Annotated in this window: 17 protein-coding genes and 4 tRNA genes; 7 read left to right on the forward strand and 14 right to left on the reverse strand. The window is 47.4% G+C overall.

Annotated elements, in window-relative coordinates; translation table 11 throughout:
- Window positions 1-5: 5 nt before the first annotated feature.
- The 13 genes from KAH19_RS03280 to KAH19_RS03340 all read right to left on the reverse strand — a co-directional run bounded on the left by KAH19_RS03280 (window position 6) and on the right by KAH19_RS03340 (window position 10,036).
- Complete coding sequence (locus tag KAH19_RS03280; protein WP_021720419.1) at window positions 6-1,454, reverse strand: aminotransferase class I/II-fold pyridoxal phosphate-dependent enzyme; 1,449 nt, start codon at window positions 1,452-1,454, stop codon at window positions 6-8.
- A gap of 123 nt (window positions 1,455-1,577) precedes the next feature.
- Window positions 1,578-3,239, reverse strand: a complete 1,662-nt coding sequence (gene ilvB, locus KAH19_RS03285) for a biosynthetic-type acetolactate synthase large subunit (RefSeq protein ID WP_210685085.1) — start codon at window positions 3,237-3,239, stop codon at window positions 1,578-1,580.
- A gap of 29 nt (window positions 3,240-3,268) precedes the next feature.
- Entirely contained in the window at window positions 3,269-3,808 is a 540-nt protein-coding gene (gene ilvN / locus KAH19_RS03290; protein ID WP_021720421.1) for an acetolactate synthase small subunit, read from the reverse strand.
- Between the two features lie 698 nt (window positions 3,809-4,506).
- Window positions 4,507-5,355: an NERD domain-containing protein gene (locus tag KAH19_RS03295; RefSeq protein ID WP_210685086.1), complete on the reverse strand. Its 849-nt coding sequence runs from the start codon at window positions 5,353-5,355 to the stop codon at window positions 4,507-4,509.
- Between the two features lie 183 nt (window positions 5,356-5,538).
- A tRNA-Leu gene (locus tag KAH19_RS03300) sits at window positions 5,539-5,623 on the reverse strand.
- A 92-nt stretch (window positions 5,624-5,715) separates the two neighbouring features.
- Window positions 5,716-5,791, reverse strand: a tRNA-Lys gene (locus KAH19_RS03305).
- Between the two features lie 2 nt (window positions 5,792-5,793).
- Window positions 5,794-5,869 (reverse strand) — tRNA-Gln (locus KAH19_RS03310).
- A gap of 42 nt (window positions 5,870-5,911) precedes the next feature.
- A tRNA-His gene (locus tag KAH19_RS03315) sits at window positions 5,912-5,987 on the reverse strand.
- Window positions 5,988-6,130: 143 nt separating this feature from the next.
- On the reverse strand, window positions 6,131-6,505 hold the full coding sequence (locus tag KAH19_RS03320) for a RidA family protein (protein WP_021720424.1): 375 nt from the start codon (window positions 6,503-6,505) through the stop codon (window positions 6,131-6,133).
- A gap of 25 nt (window positions 6,506-6,530) precedes the next feature.
- The gene (gene sdaAA / locus KAH19_RS03325) at window positions 6,531-7,418 is read right to left on the reverse strand and encodes an L-serine ammonia-lyase, iron-sulfur-dependent, subunit alpha (RefSeq protein ID WP_210685087.1); all 888 of its coding nucleotides are present in this window, start codon (window positions 7,416-7,418) and stop codon (window positions 6,531-6,533) included.
- A 10-nt stretch (window positions 7,419-7,428) separates the two neighbouring features.
- Window positions 7,429-8,094, reverse strand: a complete 666-nt coding sequence (gene sdaAB / locus KAH19_RS03330; protein WP_210685088.1) for an L-serine ammonia-lyase, iron-sulfur-dependent subunit beta — start codon at window positions 8,092-8,094, stop codon at window positions 7,429-7,431.
- 9 nt (window positions 8,095-8,103) lie between these two features.
- On the reverse strand, window positions 8,104-8,544 hold the full coding sequence (locus KAH19_RS03335; RefSeq protein WP_009144430.1) for a HutP family protein: 441 nt from the start codon (window positions 8,542-8,544) through the stop codon (window positions 8,104-8,106).
- Between the two features lie 49 nt (window positions 8,545-8,593).
- On the reverse strand, window positions 8,594-10,036 hold the full coding sequence (locus KAH19_RS03340; RefSeq protein WP_246869419.1) for a sodium:solute symporter family protein: 1,443 nt from the start codon (window positions 10,034-10,036) through the stop codon (window positions 8,594-8,596).
- 276 nt (window positions 10,037-10,312) lie between these two features.
- Here KAH19_RS03340 and KAH19_RS03345 point away from each other — a divergent pair, with 276 nt between their 5' ends.
- The 4 genes from KAH19_RS03345 to KAH19_RS03360 all read left to right on the forward strand — a co-directional run bounded on the left by KAH19_RS03345 (window position 10,313) and on the right by KAH19_RS03360 (window position 13,438).
- Window positions 10,313-10,552: a TIGR03905 family TSCPD domain-containing protein gene (locus KAH19_RS03345; protein ID WP_210685090.1), complete on the forward strand. Its 240-nt coding sequence runs from the start codon at window positions 10,313-10,315 to the stop codon at window positions 10,550-10,552.
- Window positions 10,553-10,626: 74 nt separating this feature from the next.
- Window positions 10,627-11,577, forward strand: a complete 951-nt coding sequence (locus KAH19_RS03350; protein WP_021720430.1) for a magnesium transporter CorA family protein — start codon at window positions 10,627-10,629, stop codon at window positions 11,575-11,577.
- 9 nt (window positions 11,578-11,586) lie between these two features.
- Complete coding sequence (locus KAH19_RS03355) at window positions 11,587-11,817, forward strand: hypothetical protein (protein ID WP_210685092.1); 231 nt, start codon at window positions 11,587-11,589, stop codon at window positions 11,815-11,817.
- A gap of 28 nt (window positions 11,818-11,845) precedes the next feature.
- Window positions 11,846-13,438, forward strand: a complete 1,593-nt coding sequence (locus KAH19_RS03360) for a helicase HerA-like domain-containing protein (protein WP_210685093.1) — start codon at window positions 11,846-11,848, stop codon at window positions 13,436-13,438.
- Window positions 13,439-13,497: 59 nt separating this feature from the next.
- Here the strand turns inward: KAH19_RS03360 and KAH19_RS03365 are convergent, their stop codons facing one another.
- Window positions 13,498-13,845 (reverse strand): cupin domain-containing protein, encoded by a 348-nt coding sequence (locus tag KAH19_RS03365; RefSeq protein WP_210685094.1) that lies wholly within the window; start codon window positions 13,843-13,845, stop codon window positions 13,498-13,500.
- 242 nt (window positions 13,846-14,087) lie between these two features.
- On the opposite strand from KAH19_RS03365, the gene thiS reads away from it, so the two are divergent.
- The 3 genes from thiS to KAH19_RS03380 are packed head-to-tail and all read left to right on the forward strand — an operon-like array spanning window position 14,088 to window position 15,681.
- A complete protein-coding gene (gene thiS / locus KAH19_RS03370; protein ID WP_210685095.1) occupies window positions 14,088-14,282 on the forward strand; it encodes a sulfur carrier protein ThiS in 195 nt (64 codons plus the stop codon).
- Window positions 14,283-14,912 carry a sulfur carrier protein ThiS adenylyltransferase ThiF gene (thiF, locus tag KAH19_RS03375; RefSeq protein ID WP_210685096.1) on the forward strand — a complete coding sequence of 210 codons (630 nt, stop codon included), beginning with the start codon at window positions 14,283-14,285 and terminating at the stop codon, window positions 14,910-14,912.
- Between the two features lies 1 nt (window position 14,913).
- Window positions 14,914-15,681: a thiazole synthase gene (locus tag KAH19_RS03380; RefSeq protein WP_210685097.1), complete on the forward strand. Its 768-nt coding sequence runs from the start codon at window positions 14,914-14,916 to the stop codon at window positions 15,679-15,681.
- Window positions 15,682-15,684 lie beyond the last annotated feature (3 nt).

The following is a 15,684-nucleotide window of genomic DNA, read 5'->3' on the forward strand; positions in this document are numbered from 1 at the left end:
GTCCTTTATACTAATACATTGATATTATTAACATCCGGATCCTCAGGTCCCTGCATGGAGCAACCCTTTTCCTTGGCATAAATAATATAATCGATAATATCCTTGGTGATAACCTCACCCGGTGCCAGAATAGGAATTCCCGGCGGGTAGCACATTACAAACTCACTGCAGATGCGTCCCGCAGTTTCTCGTATAGGCAAAGATTCGTCCTTGGCATAAAAAGCCTTCTGCGGCGAAACAACAACCTTAGGCGCGATATATTCGGTATTGAGCATCTGCGACGGATCCTTGGAATACAGGCGCTTGATATCTGCCAAAGCACCCACAAGTCGTTCAATATCCTGAATACGGTCACCGATAGAAATATAAGCCAGAATATTAGCTATATCACCAAACTCAATCTGGATATCATATTCATCGCGCAGCAAATCATAAACCTCGATGCCTGCAAGACCGATATCACGCGTATAGACCGAAAGCTTGGTAACATCAAAATCATAAATACTGCTGCCGTTTTTCAGCTCGCGTCCGTAAGCATAGAAGCCGCCGATAGAATTGATTTCCTCACGGGCATATTCCGCCATCTCCTGCACCTTGCCGAAGGATGCCTCGCCGCGCATATACAGGTTACGGCGTGAAATATCCAGGCTGGAAAGCAGAAGATACGAAGCACTGGTAGTCTGCGTCAGATTGATAATCTGGCTTACATACTCCCAGTTGACATTAGGCCCTGTCAGCAAAAGACTGCTCTGCGTCAGACTGCCACCTGATTTATGCATAGAAACAGATGCCATGTCAGCACCGGCCGCCATCGCATTAACAGGCATATTTTTTCCGAAATAAAAATGTGTACCGTGCGCCTCGTCCACCAGGCAGAGCATGTTATGCTCATGCGCCAGCTTGACGATAGAACGCAAATCCGAACAGATACCATAATAAGTAGGATTGTTTACGAGCACTGCCGTAGCATCGGGATTTGCCTTAATTGCCTTAGCTACCTCGCCGATCTCCATCCCCAGAGAAATCCCCAGCTTACTGTCAACCTGCGGATTGATATAAACCGGAATCGCGCCATTAAGTACGAGCGCGTTAATCACACTTTTGTGTACATTGCGCGGCAGGATAATTTTATCGCCTGCCTTACAGGAGGACAAGACCATGCTTTGCACGGACGAGGTCGTACCCCCTACCATAAAGAATGCGTGTGCCGCACCGAAGGCCTCTGCTGCCAGCTCCTCTGCGTCACGGATTACCGAAACAGGATGGCAGAGATTATCAAGAGGCTTCATAGAGTTAACATCCAGGTTTACGCATTTTTCTCCCAGCAGCTCGCGAAGCTCCGGGTTGCCACGACCGCGCTTATGACCTGGTACATCAAATGGTACAACGCGTTTTTTACGAAAACGCTCCAGTGCCTCGTACACCGGAGCAGAAGTTTGTGATAAATTTCCCATTTTCTTCTCCAAAGCATAAAAAAATAAAAGGACAGATGATATTTTCTTCTGTCCCTTTATCGTAACATTTTTAACCTGTTTCAGCAAGAGTTTTAAGTGCAACTAAGCAAAATCTTAGCCAATTCAGTTTATCTCATCGTTGGCAAATTTTACAAAATCATTAATTCCCAGTCCCGGAGCCACCATCGGGAGTACCATATTTTTAGGATTAACGCAAACCTCTATAAGGTAAGGCTTCCTGTTTTCCCACGCCTTGGTCACTGCCTGAGCCAAAGCCTCCGGCGTATCCGCATGCTCACCTTCAATTCCGAAGGCAGCAGCATATTTTACAAAATCAACATAGCCCGGCAGCTCGCAGGCCGTAAAGCGTTTGGCAAACTGCACCGTCTGCAGCTGGCGTATCATTCCCAGTCCGCTGTTATTGAACACTATAGCGATAACAGGCACATTATTGCTTGCAATAGTAAAAAGCTCGCTGCCTGTCATCTTAAAGCCGCCGTCACCGCTTATACTGATGACACGGCTCTGCGGACGCGCCAGCTGTGCGCCCAACGCAGCAGGCAGACCGAATCCCATCGTTCCCAATCCGCCGCTTGTCAGCCACTGGCGGGCAAACTGTATCTTCAAATGCTGCGCTGCCCACATCTGATGCTGGCCTACGTCCGTAGTAATAATATAATCCTTGTCCTTGAGCACCGGATTCAATGCTTTAAAAAACTTGGGCGCCTCCTCGTTTCCAAAATCATCGTCCATCCCCGGCCAGGAGTTTATTTTGTCCCACCACGAGCTCAAATCGTGCGGCTGCGCTGCCTTTTTCAACGCATTCAGCGTTGCCACCATATCTCCAGTGATGCCTATGCCCGAATCAATATTTTTATCTACCTCAGCAGGGTCAATATCCAAATGGATAATAAGCTTGTTGGCACTATAGCTGCTGCGCTCGCCCGTAACGCGGTCATTAAAGCGGCTGCCGACAGCCAAAATCAGGTCAGCTTCCTTAACGGCATTATTGGCACGTTCATGTCCATGCAGGCCTGTCATTCCCAAAAACAGCTGTCGGTAGGCACTAATCGCACCAAGCCCCATCAACGTGCTGACAACCGGAATATGCAGCTTTTCACACAAATGCATGGCATCATATTCTGCATTGGCATTGATAACGCCACCGCCGACCAGCATTACCGGGCGCTGTGCCTTGTTGATAGCCGCTGCGGCCGCTGCCACACGCTCAGCATCAGGCTCCAACGGCTGCAGCTCCGCCAGACTGGCTTCCTCAAAATCTATCAGCGCCGTCTGCACATCGCGCGGCACGTCTACCAACACCGGTCCCGGGCGTCCTTCACGCGCCAGCTGGAAGGCAAGTCGCAATGTCTGCGCCAGGTTTTCCGGCTTTTTAACTAAAAAATTATGCTTGGTAATAGGCATTGTAATACCGGTGATATCTACCTCCTGGAACGCGTCATGGCCGATAAGCGCCCTGTTTACCTGACCTGTAACGGCCACCACCGGTACGGAATCCAAAAATGCCGTTGCCAGGCCTGTGACCAGGTTGGTTGCACCGGGACCTGATGTAGCTATACACACGCCCACCTTACCTGAAGCACGCGCAAAGCCGTCTGCCGCATGCGCAGCACCCTGCTCATGCGCCGTTAATATATGTTGTATCGGACTTTGCCGTAATGCATCATAAAAAGGGAGAATCGCACCCCCGGGATATCCGAAAACCGTTGTTACCCCTTCTTCTGCCAGTATTCTGCACATAATCTCTGCGCCGCTTAACTGCATACGCTCACTTCCTTCCGCAAATCTATCTCTTATATTGCCGCATGACCATCATCCAGCGGCGGCCATTCAAAACGTGATTTCTCCACAGCCAGCGACGTATCACCGCGCTCTAAAGCAACAAGGCCGGTCTGTACCATTTCGGTTACGCCGTACGGGCGCATGACATCAACAAAAGCCCGCAGCTTTCCTTCATCACCTGTAGCAACAAATATCAGTGACTCACCGGTTACATCCACAGCATGCGCACGGAACACTTCCGCCAGCTGCAACAGCTCCGGACGCTTATTTCCGGCCTTTACCTTAACCAGAATCATGCTGCGGGTAGCACTGGATTTAGGAGGCAGTACCTTGACACGTTCTACCTCAACCAGCTTCGCCAGCTGTTTGGTAACCTGGATAATGGTCGGCTCGTCAGCCTCCATCGTCACTGTCATACGTGAGAACTCCGGATTTTGCGTCGTGCCTACAGCCAAGCTGTCAATATTGAAGCCACGACGTGAAAACATGCCTGCTACACGCATCAGTACGCCAGGCTGATTACGTACAACAATCGATAAAATCTGCTCCATATCTTTCCCTCCTGCAATAACATGTCTACAGTTCTGATGCTCTTACAAATCTGTCAGGCTTGCCGGCATCATCTAATCAGTGTTTTTTTATTATTTCAGCAAGCAGTTTTTTTGTCAACAGAAAGTGTAATATTTGTAAATTATTTTTCGATTGCAGCTTATTAGTGTAAACACTATTACAGATTTCAGTGTACAAAAAAGCTCACGCAGCTATTGCTACGTGAGCAGTAAAACCTCCAACAGCATTCTTTTGTTTAACAGTTGAAGCATATAATCAAAAAGCTCACGTGACCATTCCACGTGAGCCTGATTTATAAGGTACAACTCGTTTTTTACGAAAACGCTACAGTGCCTCGTACACCGGAGCAGAAGTTTGTGATAAATTTCCCATGTTCTTCTCCAAAGCATAAAAAATTAAAAATTCAGCAAGAGTTTTAAGAGCAACTGAGCAAAATCTTAGCCATTTTAGTTTATCTCATCGTTGGCGAATTTTGACAAAATTTTTCATAGCTACTCTCAGAGCTCACAGCACTGGAAGCATATGTAAAAAATCTGGCTGAACTTACAGAAACTAGAGATAACTGTATATTTATCAATTCCATACTGTTACTGTGCAACACGTTAATCATGATATTCTATAAGTAGTTTTCTAAATATATTTCATTAACCTTTATCTTCATACATAGCAATACCTGTTTTCATTTTTTATTCTCGGTATATCTGCATTTTGGGTAATTTGAACAACCATAAAATTCGTGTCCGGCCAGCGCCCCCTTTTTCGCCACACGCAATACTAACTTGCTACCACACCTAGGACACACTTTATTCTGCTGAAGCCTTCGCAAATTCATTCTCTCTTGCAGATTTTTTATATGTTCCTGCTTTTGCTCTTCTGTCAACTGTGTATATGGATATAGCAAATCGTAGTACTTATTAATTTTTTCTTGATTAAATATAGTTTTGTTCGTATATTTCTGTATACTAGCAGCTAATTGAAATTGTTGAGTCAATATAACATCATCACTAAAAATAGTTACATCTTTAAATTCGCATCTATCCGAAAACACTATTACTGAATAAATTTTTCCATCAAACAATCCTAATTTTTTTCGCAAGTATTTTATGTGTGTTCTATTCTGCCAAACAGGATTATAAAAACGCTCTTTTTGTGCAGAATAACCTTCGCCTAATAAAGATTGTGTCCACCATGCATTCCGTTCATTCCCGAAAATCCAACCACCATAATTTTTGCTTTCAAATACATATATTCCACTATGATGTATCATTATTGCATCAATCTCAGTCGTTTCTTTGTTTTCCATCGGCAGATAGCAATTAAACAAAAAACTCGCTCCATCCATCTCATAATGAAATAATGATTTATAAATCTTATATTCGCCATTCTTACCTTTATCAAATTCTACATCCCAAAATGAATTTTTTGTTATTTTTCGATACTGAGATTTATTGTACTTGTCTACTTCTCTGGCACTATGTATACAATAAAGAATTATACACGCTAAAAAAATAATGAAAACTATCGACATGCTTAACCAATCCTCAATATAAAAATTTAATCACAATATTAGTTTATCACTATCATTTCTACTCGGTCAATTCATTATTTATTTCCAAGATAGCATTGTTCAAGAATCATTAGAATAAACCTAAAGGCAAACTATAATCAAAAAGCTCACGTGACCATTCCACGTGAGCCTGATTTATAAGGTTGGTGCGAGTGACAGGAATCGAACCTGCACGCCGAAAGGCGCTAGATCCTAAGTCTAGTGCGTCTGCCAGTTCCGCCACACTCGCATATGAAATATTATATCATAACAAGAACATCTATGGCAACTGTCCATGTAAACAAAAAGCCGTCCTTCTTTCGAAGAACGGCCTTAAATTCGTGGTGATCCACCCGAGACTCGAACTCGGGACACCCTGATTAAAAGTCAGGTGCTCTACCAACTGAGCTAGTGGATCATTGGCTGGGGCGGCTGGACTCGAACCAACGCATGCGGGAGTCAAAGTCCCGTGCCTTACCGACTTGGCTACGCCCCAAGCTTATTAGTGGTTATTCAGATTTATCCAAATCTGAAAAGGTGGGGTGACTGGTGGGAGTCGAACCCACGCGTAACGGAGCCACAATCCGCCGTGTTAACCACTTCACCACAGCCACCATCTTGTTTCCAAGCTGAATAGCTTGGCGACGAATAGTATTATACTATATTCCCGGCACTGCGTCAATAGGAAAATTTAATTTTTATAAAAATTTTTACGGCAATCACCGGACATAGTCAAAAATTGCTTTGCAGCAGTTAATCAGCGGCGGGCAATAACTTCAATTTCTACATGAGCGCCTTTAGGCAGAGCTGCTACCTGTACAAAGGAGCGTGCCGGCGGCTCAATCTTAAAGGTTTTTGCATAAACAGCATTAATAGCATCAAAATTCTTGATGTCATCTACAAAAATAGTAGTTTTTACAACATCCATGAATCTGAAGCGTGCTTCCGTCAGGATAGCCTCAATATTGTCTAAAACCTGCTGAGTTTCAGCTTCGATAGAGCTTTGAACCATTTCACCTGTTTCCGGATTGATAGCAATCTGACCGGATACAAACAGAATAGAACCTGCTAATACAGCTTGAGAATAAGGACCTAAAGCTTTGGGTGCATTTGTTGTTGCAATAACTTCCATGATTAAAGTCTCCTTTGCTTCTTTTTTATTTACGGGCAAAGTATTTTTTCGCCCACTCTATAGCCGAAGGCGTTGCGGCCATACCGCCGCCTGCGGTTTCCTTCAAAGCACAGGGAAGTGCATCCCCCACGCTCTTCATGGCATCAATTGCTTCATCAGCATTAATAAAGCTGCTGATTCCGGCCAACGCCAGTTCAGCTGCCAACAGTGCCTGCAAAGCACAGGCTCCATTACGTTTAATGCATGGTACCTCTACAAGGCCTGCTACTGGATCGCAGACAAGGCCCAACACGTTTTTAAAAACAACCGCTACTGCCGTACCTACCTGCTGCGGTGTGCCGCCAAGCATAGAAACCGCAGCACCTGCTGCCATCGCCGCAGCACTGCCGCATTCTGCCTGACAGCCACCCATAGCGCCTGCCAGAGAAGCGCGCTCGTTGATTACCATACCGATACTTCCGGCAACCACCATACCGCGCTGCAAGGTTGCAGCATCCAGTCCGCAGTGCTTTTTCAGTGCGAAGAATACTCCCGGAAGTACGCCGCTGGCACCTGCTGTAGGAGCAGCAACTATACGTCCCATAGCCGCGTTGCATTCACCAACTGCTGTAGCATAGATAACGGCATCTAAGGCCTTCTCGCCCAAAAGATTGATAAAGCCTTCAGCACCTGCAGCTGCAGCCAGCTTTTTGGCATCGCCGCCGGTCAGACCACTATGCGAACGGACACCGGTTAAACCATGCTCTACTGATTTCTCCATGACATCCAACATTTCCTGCATTTTCGCCAGCAAATCTTCCTGACTGCATTCCAGCTCGCGCATATTGTAATCTATGAGAAATTCGTCTAACGGCTGCTGCCAAGCAACAGCCTCTTTAATCCAGCTGTTCAAAGACAGCATTTCTTTTTTCATGCTGCACCCCTTACAAAACACTGGCGATAAAACGCACCGATTCTATCTGCTGCAGCGCGCTGATAAGATTGATAATCTCCTGCGGCACTGCCTCATCACATTCAATAACCATAGATGCCATACCGCCCTTATCGCTGCGGAACAGGCGCATCGTAGCGATATTTACACCGGCATTAGCCAAGGTACTGGTAACCAGCGCAATAACACCTCTTGTATCAATATGCACTGTCAAAATAGCAGGCAGGCGTCCAGTGAGCTCTACAGGGAACCCGTCAATTTCCGTAACCTGTACCTGACCGCCGCCAACAGAAGAACCGACGATATCACAACGGGCACCATTTTCTGCAGTCAGCTTAAAAAGCACAGTGTTGGGATGAGCCTTATTGCCCAAATCAATTTTATGATAGGAATATTCCAGGCCGTTTTTCTCCGCAAAGCTGCCAGCCTGCGGAATGCGTTCATCATCCGGCAGCCAGCCCATCAAACCGGCAAGCAGCGCCATATCTGTGCCGTGTCCCTTATAGGTTTCGGCAAAGGAGCCATGCAGATAAATTTCTGCCTTTACCGGCTTAGCGCCAAGAATACTGGCAGCCAAAAGTCCCAGACGAACAGCACCGGCAGTATGCGAACTGGAAGGACCAATCATCACCGGTCCGATAATATCCAAAATACTCATAAAGCACCTCTATTCATCACTGGCCAGCGAACGATGTGCCAATCCGACACACAGCTCATTGAGGTTCAGCACGCCAACACCCATATAAATAGCAACACAAAGATGCTCTCCGGCGCGGGCAATACCTATTTTGCCGCCGACATTAAAGCCAAAGGCCTTAACCTTTACCTGCTCCAAAGCTTCGTGCGCCGCCCCAGCCACAGCACCCGCACCCACATGAGATTCGGTTACAAGTCCCTGACGCTGCGCAGCCACTACGGCACGCTCAACAATTTTTACAATAGAAGGAATAAATTCACCGCCAAAATCAACAGCTGTTGAACGGATTCCATGCTCCGCCAAGCGCTCCTTTACCTTCGTTTCCTCCACACGACTGGAGGTAAGTGCTATACGCAAGGCAGCACGGCCGATTTCAATGCTGTTGATGCAGCTTTTACCACATTCATGCATGTTAGTCACACCCCTCACCAAACAATTTTTATATCAGCAGGCGCAGAGATTATTCGTCCTCTTCGGGAACCTCTACAACCTCTTTGATTTTATTTTTATCCAGCATTGCTACCAGCAGGAAGGTAATAATGCAGATAGGCCATTCAAAGTAAATTACTTCGTTGGCAAAAAGCGGTTTGATGCCTGCCAGCGGGCTGCCGGGAACAAACCAGAGAGCGATACCGAGAAGGCTCACCAGAGTAGTCCAGAAGGCAGAGCTGCGACGGCACAGACCGGGAGCAAACATCGTAAAGAAGAATACGCAGGTCAGGCCGCAGGTCATAGACAAACCGGCAATCATCGTCTTAACAATGCCTGCTGCATTGAAGGCAAACCACAGAGTAATCAGGCCTACAGCAAAAACAGACAGACGATTGATAATGACAAATTTATTTTCCGCAACAGTAGGATTAATAAAACGTTTGTAAATATCATTACTGAAGAGCGTAGCCGCACCCAGCAGAATAGTGCAGGCAGTAGATACATCCGCAGCCCACAAAGCAGCCAGAGTTACACCGCCGGCAAGAGGATCCAGAGTCATAACAACCTTAGGCATAGCAAGTGCAGCCTGTGCTACCGGCATTTCCGGATACATTGCCTTGCAGACAACACCCAATACAGCGCAGATGAAGCCTACAGGGAAAATCATCAGGCCGGCCAGAACATAACCGTTGCGGGCAGCCTTGGCATTTTTCGCACCGCAGGCAATCTGTACAGGGCCCTGCGCAGTAATAGTCTGGGTAATCATAACAATAATCCAGCCGAGAATAGTAGCAAAAGCCAGGCCTGCTACCGGACTGCCCATAACCTCGGGATTAGGCAGCTTACTAAGTACTGCATCCCAACCGCCTACGTTGGATACAGATTGAATTGCAGAGTAGATAATACCGATATAAATCAAGGTAACGCTGACGATATTTGCCAGACCGCTGGACCAAAGACCGCCAATCAGCGTAATACCGATAAATACCACGGCACTCATAATCATACCGCCATGGAAGGAGAAAATCTCCGGCAGCAGCGAGGACAAAATCGCACCGCCTGCCATGTACTGCAAAGCAGTAATAACGCACATAATGATAACCAGACCGATGGCAGCGATGGCACGGCCTTTAGTATCATAATAGAACTCAAAGAATTCCGGGATAGTGGAAACCTTCATAGAACGCAGCTTGCCTGCTGCCAAAAGGCCCATAACAATAGCACCGATAGACCACGCGCCGTTATACCAGCCTGCTGCCAAACCAACACTGAAGGCACGCTGTGCTACGCCGACTGTAGAAGCAGCACCGACTGCCAGACCGGTAACATTGACAGCTACCAGAATTGTGTTCAGCTTACGGCCGGCCAGCAAAAATGCTGTCGAACCCGAATCAGCCTTGTGCTTAACCCACAAGCTGATGCCAAAAAGCAACGCGATGTACACTACGACAATTACCAACTGAATAGACATAAAAACTACACTACCTTTCTTCCATGCTACAAAAGCATAATACTTGTGCTGTAAGAATATAAACCATGCTACCATCCTACAACGTACAATAATTTGTCTTATATTATACCAACTTTTTTTAGTAAATTAAAGCTCCCGCCAAAACTTTTCTGTAGCGGGAAAATTTTTGAAATAAAATTTACGTAAAATCTTTCTTGCGCAAGCGTAAGAAAAAGGATTTTATTTATTTTTGTCGAATTGTCTAATGTATGTTGTAATACAATGGAGGAAAGAAATATGTTTACTTATAAAACCAGCGGAGTCTGCTCCCGCGAGATTCATTTTGATATAATTGACGGCAAGCTACACAATGTAAGCTTTGACGGCGGTTGCCCCGGAAATCTGGCTGCTATCGGCAAGCTGGTAGAAGGCCAGGATGCCAAAGCAGTTGCTGATCTGCTCAAGGGCAATGACTGCCGTGGCCGCGGCACCAGCTGCGCCGACCAATTGGCCAAAGCCATCGAAGAGAATCTGTAATTTTTAAAGCCGTTGTGATGCAGACGGTGCTTTATATCACGCCTGCCAGGAAAGAGGAAAGGAGGAACCCTACTATGTACAAAATTTTAAAAAGTACCGACCAAGGACTGGACGAGCTGGAGCTGGAACATCTGGAAAAGGGCTACTGGCTTGACATAGTGGCTCCTTCTGTAGAAGAGCTGCAGGAAATAGCAGCAGCGACAAAAATCCAGATGGATTTTTTGAGTGCCGCACTGGACGAAGAAGAAAAATCCCGTATCGAAGTGGAAGATGACCAGATTCTGATCTTGGTCGATATTCCTTTTTTACGCAGCAATAAAGATTATGACACGCTGCCTTTAGGTATCGTAGTAACCGAAGAAGGCATTGCTACTATCTGTTTGGAACCTAACGCCGTAACTGCAGATTTTGGTACACACAACAGCAAAATGTTCAGCACCTTCAAAAAAACACGCTTTTTGTTCCAGATTCTTTATAAATCCGCTACTCTCTATCTGAAATATATCCGTATCATCATCCGCCGTACAGATGAACTGGAAATTCACCTGCGCCAGTCCATGGAAAATAGCGAGCTCTTCAACCTGCTTGATCTGCAGAAGTCCTTAACCTACTTTTCCACCTCTCTGCGCAGTAATTCCATTGTACTGGAAAGACTGCTGCGTCTGCGCAATGCGACACAGTCCCAGCATCTTATAAAGGTATACGAAGAAGATGAGGATTTGCTGGACGATGTTATCATCGAATATAAGCAGGCTGTAGAAATGGTTGAAATGTACAGCCACATTCTTAACAGCATGATGGAAGTTTTTGCCAGCATCATCAGCAACAACCTGAACCTGGTCATGAAATTTTTGGCATCCGTCACCATTATTTTGGCGATTCCTACACTCATCAGCGGTTTGTGGGGCATGAACGTACCTGTTCCCTTTGCAGAAAACCCCTTCGGGTTCCTTATCGTCATCAGTCTGGCGGCATGTATTGCCATCGGCACTGCCTTCCTGCTGTGGAAGAAGAGAATGTTCTGAGGTTAGAAAATGTCTAAAGTTACGCAAGAAAAACTGCTCGCCGGAATTATTTTCGGCGACAATGATAACGAAGAATATATTTACCTGCCCGGCGGAGAGGTTGGCAGCGAAGCGCCTCTTTGCGTGCTGGAACGCGGCGGCAGCCGCGAAGACCTGCCTCTTGAAGAAGCGGCACAGCAGGTTCATCGTCTTGCGCTGCGCCCCTGCGCTCATCCTCTGTGGGGCAAGCGTTCATACTAAATCATAATACCGCAAGGAGGATTGCAAGATGTATATCCCTAAACTGCACAAAATCTGGCTTTGTCAAAACGACAAAGGCGGTATCTATATGTATCCCAAAATGGCAAATCGTCACGGCCTGATTGCCGGTGCTACCGGTACAGGCAAAACCGTTACGCTCAAGGTGCTGGCAGAAAGCTTCAGCGAAATGGGCGTACCTGTTTTTCTGGCTGATATCAAGGGCGACGTTTCCGGTATGTGCCTGCCCGGTGAGGACAGTGAAGGCTTCCGCAAGCGCTTAAGAAATAAGCTGGGTTTGGAAACAGACTGGAAATTTGCCGGTTATCCTGTACGCTTCTGGGACGTTTACGGCAAGGGCGGCATTCCCGTACGCGCCACTGTTTCGGAAATGGGACCTGATCTGCTCAGCCGTCTGTTGGAGCTGAATGATACCCAAAGCGGTGTAATGAATATTGTTTTCCGCGTAGCAGATGACCAAGGCCTGCTGCTGTTGGATTTCAAGGATTTGCGCAGCATGGTACAATACGTCGGTGATAATGCTGCCCAGTTCAAAACAAGCTACGGCAACATCACTCCCGCCAGCATCGGTGCTATCCAAAGAGCTTTGCTGCGCCTGGATGACCAGGGCGCGGATATCTTCTTCGGTGAACCGGCACTCGATATCAAGGACTGGTTTGCTACGGCAGAAGACGGCCGCGGTGTTATCAATCTGCTGCACGCTACCGAACTGTTCCAACGCCCGCTGCTCTACTCCACCTTCCTGCTGTGGATGCTTTCCGAGCTCTACGAAATGATGCCGGAAGCAGGCGATTTGGATAAACCCAAGATGGTCTTTTTCTTTGACGAAGCACATCTGATTTTTAAGGATGCACCGCAATCCCTTTTGGATAAGATTGAACAGATTGTCCGCCTCATCCGTTCCAAGGGCATCGGTATTTACTTTATCACCCAACAGCCTACAGACGTACCCGAAAGCGTACTGGCACAGTTGGGCAACAAGCTGCAGCATGCACTGCGCGCCTACACTCCTAAAGAACGCAAGAGCCTTAAAGCTACCGCGCAATCCTTCCGCGAAAACCCGGCATTAGATGCCGAAGCTGCCTTAGGCGAGCTTGGCACAGGCGAGGTGCTTGTTTCTATGCTGGACCCCGAAGGTATTCCTTCTATCGTACAGCGTGCCTATGTAATGCCGCCGCGCAGCTATCTTGGCGTGTGTGATAACGCCAAACGCCAGCAGCTGATCAAAGACTGCCCACTCTACAGCAAATATGCAGAAGCTGTTGACCGTGAATCCGCCTACGAACTGCTGACACAAAAGGCAGAGGAGGCACATGCGGAAGCCGAAGCGGCAGCGAAGGCTGAAGCTGAAGCGAAGGAAGCAGCGCTGAGAGAAAAAGAAGAAGCCAAGCAGGCCAAGGAAGCGGAGCGTGCCGCCAAAGCTGCGGAACGTGAGCGCATTGCAGCAGAACGTGCTGCACAAAGAAGCAGCGGCCGCCAAACCAAGAGCGTGTTGGACAAGGTATTTGACAGCGCCGTCAATTCCGCTACCCGCACAGTCGGCAGCCAAATCGGCAGCAAGCTGGTACGCGGTATTTTAGGCAGTCTTTTCAAAGGCAAATAAAAAATTCAGGACTGACGCACAGCAACAGCGTCAGTCCTTTTAGTTTAGAACAGAAAATATTATTTTTTGATGACCAAAGCCTGCAGCAGCAAATCCTCGGCAGCATCTGCCGGATTACCGATAGCATGACCTTCGCCGCTGGGACAATGCACCTTGTCGCCTGCATGCAGCGTCATTGCCTTGCCGTTATCGTTGTACTCGGCAGTTCCCTGCAACACCACGATAGTTTCGCTGTTGCCGTCATGGATGTGATAGCCAAGGCTGCAGCCCGGTTTAAGAATTACCTTAGCGTACATTACTACGCTGTCATTAAGCATGCTTTCGTCAAGATAATGTTCAATAATTACGTCACCATTGCCACCGAAGCGGTTGGCGCAGATATTTGTTTTGCTGTTCGTTATTTTCATAAGCGAATCCCCCTCTTTTTTTACTGCTTCCATTATATGCCTATTTCGTGCTGCAGGCAAATATTTCTCTGACAGCATATACAGCTTATCTCCTTGACACTTACTGACAAAAACATTATACTTATGCTAACAACTTCATAAACAAAGCTTAGAGTGAGTCTGAAATTTAGCTCATGAAGGGGTACACCACCACGGGTGTAGCTTTTTCATGAGCTTTTTTTATTACCCGAAAGGAGAAAATCATGCTTATCAACGGAGAAGAAAAGGCCTTAGGCTGCCCCATCGCTCTCAGCGAGCTGCTTACGCAGCTCGGCTATCGCACTGCGTTTGTTGCCGTAGAACTTAACGGCAATATCATCAAGCAGGCAGACTTTGGCAGTACAACAATTACCGACGCCGATAAATTGGAAATCGTCAGCTTTGTAGGAGGTGGCTGAATGATTATCAAGGAGGAAATCAATGCCGCACTTGGCAAAGGACTGACACAGGCGCAGCTCGACGCTCTGCATAACGCGCGCGTTGCTGTCGTAGGCCTCGGCGGACTCGGCAGCAATATAGCAGTCGCCTTAACCCGTCTTGGCATCGGTCAGCTTTATCTTTATGATTTCGACAAGGTAGAGCTTTCCAATCTCAACCGCCAATATTATTTTCTTGACGATATAGGGCAATACAAAGCAGACGCCCTTGTGAAGCATTTGCGCCGAATCACCCCCTACGCAGCTTTGCATTCGCAGGTAGTCAAGGTGACTCAGGAAAATATCCCCGCACTTTTAGGTGACTGCGATATTATCTGCGAAGCGCTTGATGATGCTGCCGGCAAGGCTATGCTCGTGAGCACTGTATTGAGTACCTGGAGCGATAAAAAGGTTATCGCCAGCAGCGGCATTGCAGGCTTCGGCAAAGCAGAAGAAATCACCAGTAAAAAAATCACCAAAAATTTTTATCTTTGCGGCGACGACAGCAGCGATTTTCACGATTTACCGCTCTGCGGCGCACGCGTTGCACTCTGCGCCATGCAGCAGGCACTGCTTGCCGCACGCATTATTTTAGACTTGGAGGAGAATTAAAATGACAAACGATACATGGACTTTAGGCGGACACGAATTTCATTCCCGTTTTATTTTAGGCAGCGGCAAATATTCGCTGGACTTAATCAAAGCAGCCGTAGAGCAGGCCGGTGCGGAAATCCTTACGCTCGCTCTGCGCCGCGCCAACAGCGGCGCTCTTGCCAACATTCTTGATTACGTGCCGGAAAGCGTCACCTTGCTGCCCAACACCAGTGGTGCACGCAACGCCGAAGAAGCAGTGCGCATCGCCCGCCTCGCACGCGAGCTTTGCCACACCGACTTTGTAAAAATCGAAGTAATCAAAGACAGCAAATACCTGCTGCCCGACAACCATGAAACCCTCAAGGCAACAGAAATTCTTGCCAAAGAAGGCTTCATCGTTATGCCCTATATGTACCCCGACCTGCAGAGTGCACGTGATATGCGTGATGCCGGTGCTGCCTGCATCATGCCGCTGGGTGCACCGATTGGCAGCAACAAGGGCCTTTGCACCAAGGACTTCATCCAAATTTTAATCAACGAAATCGACCTGCCGATTATCGTCGACGCAGGCATCGGCAAGCCTTCTCAGGCCTGCGAGGCTATGGAAATGGGTGCAACGGCAATCATGGCAAATACCGCTATTGCCAGCGCCGGCAATCTGCCGCTTATGGCCAGTGCCTTCCGCGATGCTATCAACGCCGGCCGCAAGGCATATCTTGCAGGCTGCGGCAGTGTCCGTGATGCAGCCTGTGCCAGCTCCCCGCTGACAGGCTTTCTGCATGATTGAGGT

Source organism: Phascolarctobacterium sp. Marseille-Q4147, from assembly GCF_017968825.1.
In the GTDB taxonomy this organism is placed as follows: domain Bacteria; phylum Bacillota; class Negativicutes; order Acidaminococcales; family Acidaminococcaceae; genus Phascolarctobacterium_A.